The 940-nt window shown below is 43.9% G+C and carries 1 protein-coding gene; it reads right to left on the reverse strand.

Going from position 1 to position 940, the window contains the following annotated elements:
• Nucleotides 1-940: hypothetical protein (locus HY58_RS19675; RefSeq protein WP_039135677.1), on the reverse strand; the 940-nt coding region annotated here is incomplete at both ends.

A 940-nucleotide genomic window follows, 5' to 3' on the forward strand; every position in this document is an offset into this window, starting at 1 on the left:
GCTTCTGTTACTGCAGCTGATGTGAGACTGATTGTTGAATTAGGCTGCACAGTGATTGTTCCATTTGCCATTGCTTCTGCGCAAGGGCCAACTGTAGTAACGACATAATTAAATGTTCCCGTAACCGATGGTGTTCCACTGATGGTGAAAACTCCAGCACTGTAATTTCCTAAAACACCTGTCGGAAGTCCCGTTACAGTTGCATCTGTTGCCGTTCCACCTACAGCATAAGTAATATTGGTTATCGGCGTATTAATACATAGTGTCTGCGCTTCCGTAGCTGCAGCTGATGTGAGGCTGATCGATGAATTCGGTTGAACAGTGATGGTTCCGCTTACCGTTTCTTCTGCGCAAGGACCAACTGTTGTAACTATGTAGATGAAAGTTCCGGATTCTGTTGGCGTTCCACTGATTGTGAAAACACCAGCAATGTAAGTTCCGGTAACTCCATCGGGCAAGCCAATAACTGTTGCATCTGTTGCCGTTCCACCTACAGCATAAGTAATATTGGTTATCGGAGTATTAATACATAATGTCTGCGATTCCGTTACTGCAGCTGATGTGAGGCTGATTGATGAATTCGGTTGAACAGTGATGGTTCCGCTTACCGTTTCTTCTGCGCAAGGACCAACTGTTGTAACTATGTAGTTGAAAGTTCCGGATTCTGTTGGTGTTCCACTAATTGTAAAAACACCTCCGCTATAATTACCTGACACGCCTGCCGGAAGTCCCGTGACAGTTGCATCATTACCAGTTCCACCAACTGCATAAGAAATATTGGTTATCGGAGTATTAATACATAGTATCTGTTCTTCCGTTGCTGCAGCTGATGTAAGGTTGATTGTTGAATTCGGTTGAACAGTGATTGTTCCATTTGCAGTTGCTTCAGCACATGGGCCAACTGTTGTAACAGTATAATTGAAAGTTCCGGATTCTGTTG

This window comes from Flavihumibacter sp. ZG627, from assembly GCF_000814325.1.
Classification (GTDB): Bacteria; Bacteroidota; Bacteroidia; order Chitinophagales; family Chitinophagaceae; genus Flavihumibacter.